Origin of the sequence: Methyloceanibacter sp. (assembly GCF_035650995.1) — a bacterium.
Lineage (GTDB): Bacteria > Pseudomonadota > Alphaproteobacteria > Rhizobiales > Methyloligellaceae > Methyloceanibacter.
Map to the genome: position 1 here is coordinate 1 of NZ_DASRGO010000059.1, position 8445 is coordinate 8445.

Annotated in this window: 5 protein-coding genes and 2 rRNA genes; 3 read left to right on the forward strand and 4 right to left on the reverse strand. The window is 65.0% G+C overall.

The annotated features are described in order from the left end of the window. Positions 1 to 980: glycosyltransferase family 39 protein (locus VFB18_RS05155; protein WP_324971771.1), on the reverse strand; the 980-nt coding region annotated here is incomplete at its 3' end. 1 nt (position 981) lies between these two features. Then, entirely contained in the window at positions 982 to 2103 is a 1122-nt protein-coding gene (locus VFB18_RS05160; RefSeq protein WP_324971774.1) for a glycosyltransferase family 2 protein, read from the reverse strand. A gap of 663 nt (positions 2104 to 2766) precedes the next feature. On the opposite strand from VFB18_RS05160, the gene VFB18_RS05165 reads away from it, so the two are divergent. The 3 genes from VFB18_RS05165 (at position 2767) to VFB18_RS05175 (ending at position 5700) form a co-directional block, all read left to right on the forward strand. Then, a complete protein-coding gene (locus VFB18_RS05165; protein WP_324971777.1) occupies positions 2767 to 3633 on the forward strand; it encodes a sugar phosphate isomerase/epimerase family protein in 867 nt (288 codons plus the stop codon). Positions 3634 to 3636: 3 nt separating this feature from the next. Then, positions 3637 to 4794 carry a diphosphate--fructose-6-phosphate 1-phosphotransferase gene (locus VFB18_RS05170; protein ID WP_324971780.1) on the forward strand — a complete coding sequence of 386 codons (1158 nt, stop codon included), beginning with the start codon at positions 3637 to 3639 and terminating at the stop codon, positions 4792 to 4794. Between the two features lie 114 nt (positions 4795 to 4908). Next, entirely contained in the window at positions 4909 to 5700 is a 792-nt protein-coding gene (locus VFB18_RS05175; RefSeq protein ID WP_324971783.1) for a hypothetical protein, read from the forward strand. A 183-nt stretch (positions 5701 to 5883) separates the two neighbouring features. Here the strand turns inward: VFB18_RS05175 and rrf are convergent. Together rrf and VFB18_RS05185 are read right to left on the reverse strand one after the other, a co-directional pair. Next, positions 5884 to 5998 (reverse strand): 5S ribosomal RNA (gene rrf, locus VFB18_RS05180). Positions 5999 to 6061: 63 nt separating this feature from the next. Continuing rightward, a 23S ribosomal RNA gene (locus VFB18_RS05185) occupies positions 6062 to 8445 on the reverse strand; the annotation flags it as partial.

The window sequence follows — 8445 nt, forward strand, 5'->3', positions numbered from 1 at the left end:
TTGGTCCGGACCAGCCGCCCGAATCCGTCTCCAGCCAGCGGGAATATGAACAGCCAGCCGGGCATGACCCAGTGGGGAAGCGCCCGCGCCTGGAGGGCGATGAGCGTGAACAAGGCGACCGGCCCGAGGGCGAGCAGAAAAAGGAACCACGACCGCTCGTCGCTCCGTCCGGCACGGAGCGCGCGCGCGAACGCGACGACCAGCGGAACCGCCACCCAGGGCGTGAGATAGAGAAGCTGGCCGAGAAGATTCTGGCCGAGCGACGTGAGAGGGCTCGACGGGGTTCCCACCCGGCTCGCCTGGAAGGTGAAGCCGATCATGTCGTGCTCGGCATTCCAGAGGAGCGCCGGCGAGAGAACGACGAGCGCCGCGACCGCGCCGAGCCAGGGACCCGGCGTCGCCAGATGCCGCCGGGCGCGCGGCGTCGAGACGAGAAAGAGGAAGACGCCGGCGAGGTAGAGCGCGGCGCTGTATTTCGAGAGAAGCGCGAGCCCGGCAAGGACGCCGGCGGCGAGCCAGCGGAGGAGCCCGCGACGCGAACGCTCCTCGAAGACGATGCCGGCAACGACATTGGCCGAGGCGAGGAGGAAGAAGAGGAGCGGCCCGTCCGGCAGCACCGCCGCGCCGTGGGCAATGCCGAAGACCGGCGCGCTGTTGAAGAGGAGCGCGGCGAAGAAGCCCGCGGTCTCGCCGTAGAAGCGCCGCGCCAGGCCGAACATCAGCCAGGTCGAGCCGGCAAAGAGGAGGACGAAGGGCAGCCGGACGACGATCGGCGCTTCGCTCCCGGTCAGCCACATCATCGCCCCGGCGATCCAGGTATGGAGGGGCGGGTGATCGACGGTGGCGAGCGCGAAGACCCGCGCATTGCCGACCATGTAGGATTCGTCGACGCCGAGGCCGGTGGAGGCGGCAAGGATCAGCCGGATCAGCGCCGAGACGGCGATCAGCGCCAGAACGGCGTCGCGCGAAGTCCGGATCAAGTCAGCCGGTCCGCCGACGCCAGGTGAGGTAGTTGGAGACCGCGAAGTTCCACACCACGCCGATGGCGGCGCCGGCGATGCCGGCGAGCCACAGGATGCCGCGGTCGCTGTAGACGATCTCGGCCACGCCGATATTGGCGACCGCGCCGACGGCGCAGATTGCATAGAAAGTGAGGAGGCCGCGCACCAGGGCGAAGCCGCGCAGCCGCCGGTCGCGGTAGGTGATGAGGTTGTTGAGGAAGAAATTCCAGGTCATCGCCGCGATCACGGCGACCGTCTGCGCCGCGGCGAAGCCGACCCCGGCGAAGGACAGGAGGTAGAGCGTGACGAGATGGACGGCGAGGCCGGTGCCGCCGACGAATGCGAAGACGACGAAGCGGACCGGCACGTAGCGCCCGATCAGCTTGTCGAGGATGAGCATGCCGAATTCCCAGGCCGCCATGCTGTCGAGCTTGCTCTGGCCGTGCTGCCGCGGAAGGAAGCGGCAGGCGACCTCGGCGAAGCGGAGCGGCCGCGGCGCCGAGGCGAAGAGATCGAGGAGGATCTTGAAGCCCTGGAGCGAGAGGTTGTGGACCGTCTCGTCGAAGACCCGGCGGTCCATCAGGAAATAGCCGCTCATCGGGTCGCTGAGATCGGCCTTGATGACGAGCCGCCCGGCCTTCCCGGCGAGCCGGCTGATCGCCTGGCGCTGCCGGTTGAGTCCCTCGAGGGTGCCGCCCTCAATGTGCCGGCTGCCGACGACGATGTCGAGATGCTCCGCCTTGATGCGGGCGAGCATGTCGGGAAGCCGTTCGTCGTCGTGCTGCAGGTCGGCATCCATGACGGCGAAATAGGGCGAGGACGACGCCAGCACGCCCTCGACGGTGGCGCTCGACAGGCCGCGCCGGCCGATCCGCTCGATGCCGCGCACGCGCGGGTCGCGCCGGGCAAGGTCGCGCACCGCATCGGCGGTGCCGTCGGGCGAATCGTCGTCGACGAAAATGACTTCCCAGGCGATGCCGGCGAGCGCCCGGTCGAGCCGCTCGACGAGAAGGGGCACGTTCTCGCGCTCGTTGAATGTCGGAACGACGACGGTGAGCTCGGTTGCCATCGCTGCGGCGGCTGATTCTGCGCGCATATCCATCGGCGCGCCTCTTAGCAGATCAACCGCGAGGCAGGAACCGCCCGCCCGGCGGGATGCACTCGGAAGTCAACGCCGGAGAGACAGGGCTGGGTTCGGGACAATCGGAGCAGGAGGCTCGCGAAGCGTGGTGCAAAGCTCGGAGGAATACCTACCGACGACCTTTCCCCCCGCTATCCGCCCCGTCACGGGTCCAGGTCCCCGCATGCGCGGGGACGAGCGGTGTGGAGGCGCGAGATGCAGCTGGTAGGCTGGCAGGGTTGGCAAAGCGCCGGAGGCGCGTGCCCACCGTTTCGATGCGCGGGAAATCCGTTGTGACGGGCGCGTGTTGGATCGAGACGGTGGGCCCGGCGCTTCGCGCCGTGGCCCACCCTACAAACTGGGATGACAGGATCCGCAGCGTGGGCGAAAGGTCGCGCCAGCGGCCGGCACGGTGAAGTCCGGTGACAGCGCGCGCGAAAGCTTGAACGCCACGGATCACCGGCTCAAGCCACGCTGGTGACGGTGGCGTGGTGGCCGGCGCGCAATTCGATGAACCCGGATCGACCGCTGGCTCGCGGAGATGGCCACGGCAGTATTTGGCTCGGTTTTCGCGATGCCCGTTCTTGGGCTAGATTGCCGAAAGCGCCGACACCAGCGACCCTCCCCCGCCTCCCGGAGCCCCGGATGCCCCATCCCCTGCCGACGATCGGGATTTCGAGCTGGAGCCTGCACCGGCGGCTCGGCATTTCCTGGCCGCACACGCCGGCGAACGACCTGGCAACGAGGTCTGAATCGACCTGGGGACCGGGAGAGCTTGCCCTCCTCGATCTGCCCGGCGAAATCGCGGCGCGCGGCATCCGCCACCTCCACCTCTGCCATTTCCACCTCGCCTCGCGCGAACCGGACTATCTCCGCGAAGTCCGCGCCGCGATCGAGAAGGCGGGCGTCACGCTGGAGGCGCTGCTCATCGACGACGGCGATATCGCGCAACCCGACGAGGCGGTCCGCCGCCGCGACATCGACTGGATCGCGTGCTGGATCGTCACCGCGGCGGCCCTCGGCGCGAGGAAGGCGCGCGTCGTTGCAGGCAAGCAGATGCCGACGCCGGAGGCGCTGGCGCGCTCGATCGCCGGGCTCCGCGAACTGGCGAAGCGCGGCAAGGCGGCGGGGGTGCGGGTGATCACGGAGAACTGGTTCGACACGCTCGGCGGGCCGAAGGAAGTCGAGGCGGTGCTCAGCGCCCTCGCCGGCGAGGTCGGGCTGCTCGCCGATTTCGGCAACTGGAAGGGCGCCGGCAAATACGCCGCGCTTGCCGCAATCCTCGCCCGCGCCGAGGACACCCACGCCAAGGCGCATTTCGAGCCGGGCGGCGCCATGGACGCGGACGATTTCGGGCGCTGCCTCGCGGCGGCGGCGGACGCCGGATATCGCGGCCCCTATACGCTCATCTACGAGGGCGCGGGCGGCGACGAATGGGCGGCGATCGAGACGGAGCGGGCCTTCCTCACCGATTTCCTCGCGCGCCGCGCGCCGGCGCGGAAGGCGGGCTAGGCGATGGCCGGCGTCTTCGTCATTGCGCAAGGGGGCGGCCCGACCGCGGTCATCAACCAGACCGTCGCCGGGGCGGCGCTGGAGGTCCGCAAGCGCTTCCCGAAGGCAAAGGTGCTCGGCTCCCGCCATGGCGTGCGCGGCCTCCGGAAAGGCGACTTCATCGACCTCTCGGCGCTTTCGGAGAACGACCTCCGCCGTTTCGGCAATACCCCCAATGCCGGGCTCGGCTCGACCCGCGACAAACCGGACGACAAGTACTGCGCCGAGATTCTGGCGGCGCTGAAGCAGGCCGGCGCCGAGGCCTTCATCTATATCGGCGGCAACGACACGGCGGGGACGATGCAGATCCTCGACCGCGCCGGGTCCGACATCGCCTTCATCCACGCGCCGAAGACGATCGACAACGACCTCGCCGAGAACGACCACACGCCGGGCTTCATCTCGGCGGCGTGGTTCACGGCGGCGGCCTTCTGGAGCGTCGACCTCGACTTCCGCGCCATGCCCGGCATCTATGCCGGCATCGTCATGGGCCGGCATGCCGGATTCCTCACCGCCTCGGGCGCGGCCTGGCGGAAGCACGACGCCGACGGGCCGCACCTGGTCTATCTGCCCGAGCACGGCTTCTCGATGAAGCAGTTCCTCGACGACGTCAGGGCCGTGCGCGAGAAGCACGGCCGCTGCGTCATCGCCATGTCGGAGGGCGTCCGCGGCGAGGACGGGCGGCCACTCATGGAGACGCTCCGCGAGCAGATCGAGCGCGACGCGCACGGCAACGTGCAGCTCTCCGGCGGCGACCTCGGCGTCGCGGTCCAGGGCGCGCTTGGCGAAGCCTTCCCGAAGGTGCGGGTGCGGGTCGACACGTTCGGCTACCTGCCGCGCGGCTTCGCCACGATGGCGAGCGATGTCGACCGGAGCGAAGCCTTCGCGGCGGGCGCCTTCGCGGTGGCGACCTGCAGCGAGCGGAGCTGCTCGGTCGGGCTGCAGTTCGACGGCGTCAGGACGGTGTTCCGGCGCGTGCCACTCGCCGCGGTCGCCGGCAAGACGCGGCTGATGCCGGAGGAATTCATGGCGCCTTCGGGTCGGGAATTGTCGCCGGACGGGCGGGCCTATTTCGACCGGCTGCTGCCGCCGCCGCCCGACCACCTGCCCCCGCTGCTCTGAGGCGGCCGGAGCCCGCGCCGGTCGGCCGAGTTGGTCGAGCCGCGCCCGGCGCTTACCCTCCCCCGTCCTCCGGCGCTATGCTGGCGCCAGGGAAATTCGGGGAGGGCTGCGGCCATGAAGAACCTCACCATCGCGCTCGCCATTTCGATCGTCCTCGGGGTCGCCTTTTTCGGGATCAGCTACCCGATCTTCGGCAACGCCCAGGTCTCGGAAGCGCTTGCCGCCGTGCCGCTGATCGGCTCGCACCACCTCGCCGAGGCGCTCGAGCGGCAGAGCGCCCGGCAGAGCCTGGTTGCCGGGCGACCCACGGCGATCTTCGCCTTCGAGGGCTACACGGTCGCCTGGCCCTACCTCGTCGCCTTCGGCATCCTTATCGCCGCCGGCATCACCTTCATCAGCGGGTTCCTCAGCGGCGTCGGGCTCGCCTTCATCCTCCCGCAGAGCGCGTTCTTCGCCTATCCGCAGATCGTCGTATCGGTCTCGCTTCTGGTCATCATCCCGGCGACGATTGCCGGCGGCTATATCGCCGGCCGCTGGATCGGCGCGCGCACGCGCAGCACCCTGCACGGGCTGGTCATCGTCCTCGCCGTGTCGGTGATGAGCGCCGCAATCAACGCGGTGGTGAACTATCTCGCGATCATCTGGTCGGGCGCGGCGGAAGCGCTGCAGATGGGCGAGGTCAACATCCTCGACTTCGCCGAGGGCGCCGGCATTTCGCTCGCCGCCTTCCTCGCCGGCGGGCTCCTCGGCTTCTGGCGCGGCAACCGGCAGAAGATGACCAAGTACCTGTCCTACCTGCTCAGCATCCTGCCCAAGGACACCGGCGACCTGATCGTGAAGCTCGCCTACGACGAGGCGCGCGGCAAGACGGCGGCGCCGGCAGGCGCCGCGGCGGCCGCGCACTAGGGCCACCCACCCCAACGACGTCATGGCCGGGCTTGTCCTGGTCATGACGTCGGGATCGCGGCGGATCAAAACACAAGCGAAAACGCCGCCCCGAAGGGCGGCGTTTTCATGCGTAGTCAGAAAAGAGAAGGGCTCGAAGCATGTCCCCGGACTTTATCCGGGGGAGTTTCCTGCCTTTGGCGGGCCTGGCAGCGACCTACTTTCCCGCGTCTTAGGACGAAGTATCATTGGCGCTGGGGAGTTTAACGGCCGAGTTCGGAATGGGATCGGGTTCAGGCTCCCCGCTATTGCCACCAAGCCGGCAAAAGGCAGGAAGAAACAACCAACTGGTCGAACTATGGTCCGGACACGGACAATGCGAGCAATCAAGCCAATCGAGCTATTAGTACCGGTAAGCTTCACGCGTTGCCGCGCTTCCACACCCGGCCTATCGACGTGGTGGTCTACCACGGCTCTCAAGGGAGAAATCGTTTCGAGGTGGGTTTCCCGCTTAGATGCTTTCAGCGGTTATCCCGTCCGTACATAGCTACCCTGCAATGCGGCTGGCGCCACAACAGGTCCACCAGAGGTACGTCCATCCCGGTCCTCTCGTACTAAGGACAGATCCTCTCAATTCTCCTACACCCACGGCAGATAGGGACCGAACTGTCTCACGACGTTCTGAACCCAACTCACGTACCACTTTAATCGGCGAACAGCCGAACCCTTGGGACCTGCTCCAGCCCCAGGATGTGATGAGTCGACATCGAGGTGCCAAACGATCTCGTCGATATGGACTCTTGGAGATCATCAGCCTGTTATCCCCGGCGTACCTTTTATCCGTTGAGCGATGGCCCGTCCACGTGGGACCACCGGATCACTATGACCGACTTTCGTCTCTGCTCGACTTGTCAGTCTCGCAGTCAGGCAGGCTTATGCCATTGCACTCGCCGAACGATTTCCGACCGTTCTGAGCCTACCATCGCGCGCCTCCGTTACTCTTTGGGAGGCGACCGCCCCAGTCAAACTACCCACCATGCACTGTCCCGGGCCCGGATGACGGGCCGCGGTTAGACATGCATAACCACAAGGCTGGTATTTCACATTTCGGCTCCACCACGGCTGGCGCCGCAGCTTCAAAGCCTACCAGCTATTCTACACATGCAGTCACGAATGCCAGTGCAAAGCTATAGTAAAGGTGCACGGGGTCTTTCCGTCTAACCGCAGGAACCCCGCATCTTCACGGGGAATTCAATTTCACTGAGCTGGTGCTGGAGACAGCGGGGAAGTCGTTACGCCATTCGTGCAGGTCGGAACTTACCCGACAAGGAATTTCGCTACCTTAGGACCGTTATAGTTACGGCCGCCGTTTACCGGGGCTTCGATTCAAAGCTTGCACCTCTCCTCTTAACCTTCCGGCACCGGGCAGGCGTCAGACCCTATACGTCCTCTTTCGAGTTCGCAGAGCCCTGTGTTTTTGTTAAACAGTCGCTACCCCCTGGTCTGTGCCACCCTTGCCTGGTTGCCCAAGCGAGGGTCCTCCTTCTTCCGAAGTTACGGAGGCAATTTGCCGAGTTCCTTCAGCACCTTTCACTCAAGCGCCTTGGTATTCTCTACCAGTCCACCTGTGTCGGTTTGGGGTACGGTCTTGCGTGGGGGCTATTTCCTGGAACTCCTTCGCGGCCCGATCAATCCAGTAAGATCGAACAACATACGGAATTCGTCACCACCCACAGGCTCAGGAATATTCACCTGATTCCCATCGATTACGCCTCTCGGCCTCACCTTAGGGACCGGCTGACCCTGCGCAGATTAGCTTTACGCAGGAACCCTTGGACTTTCGGCGACAGTGTCTCTCACACTGTTTGTCGTTACTCATGTGAGCATTCTCACTTCCGATACCTCCAGCAGCCCTCACGGGTCCGCCTTCACAGGCTTACGGAACGCTCCGCTACCACGCATGTATTGCTACATGCATCCTAAGCTTCGGCACGTGACTTGAGCCCCGATACATTGTCGGCGCAGGAACCCTTGTTTAGACCAGTGAGCTGTTACGCTTTCTTTAAATGATGGCTGCTTCTAAGCCAACATCCTGGTTGTTATGGGATCCCCACATCCTTTCACACTTAGTCACGATTTGGGGGCCTTAGCTGTAGGTCAGGGTTGTTTCCCTTTTCACGACGGACGTTAGCACCCGCCGTGTGTCTCCCGGACAGTACTTCTCGGTATTCGGAGTTTGGTTGGGGTTGGTAAGTCTGTGGGACCCCCTAGCCCATCCAGTGCTCTACCCCCGAGAGTATTCATCCGAGGCTCTACCTAAATAGATTTCGCGGAGAACCAGCTATTTCCGGGTTTGATTGGCCTTTCACCCCTAGCCACAAGTCATCACCGTCTTTTTCAACAGACGTGTGTTCGGTCCTTCAGTAGGTGTTACCCTACCTTCAACCTGCTCATGGCTAGATCACCACGGTTTCGGGTCTAATCCGACGAACTGAACGCCCTGTTCAGACTCGCTTTCGCTGCGCCTACACCTATCGGCTTAAGCTTGCTCGTCAGACTAACTCGCTCACCCATTATACAAAAGGTACGCCGTCACCCAGGAATCGGCCCGAAAGCCGCCCTTGAGCTCCGACTGTTTGTAGGCATCCGGTTTCAGGAACTGTTTCACTCCCCTTGTCGGGGTGCTTTTCACCTTTCCCTCACGGTACTTGTTCGCTATCGGTCGCTGAGGAGTACTTAGGCTTGGAGGGTGGTCCCCCCACGTTC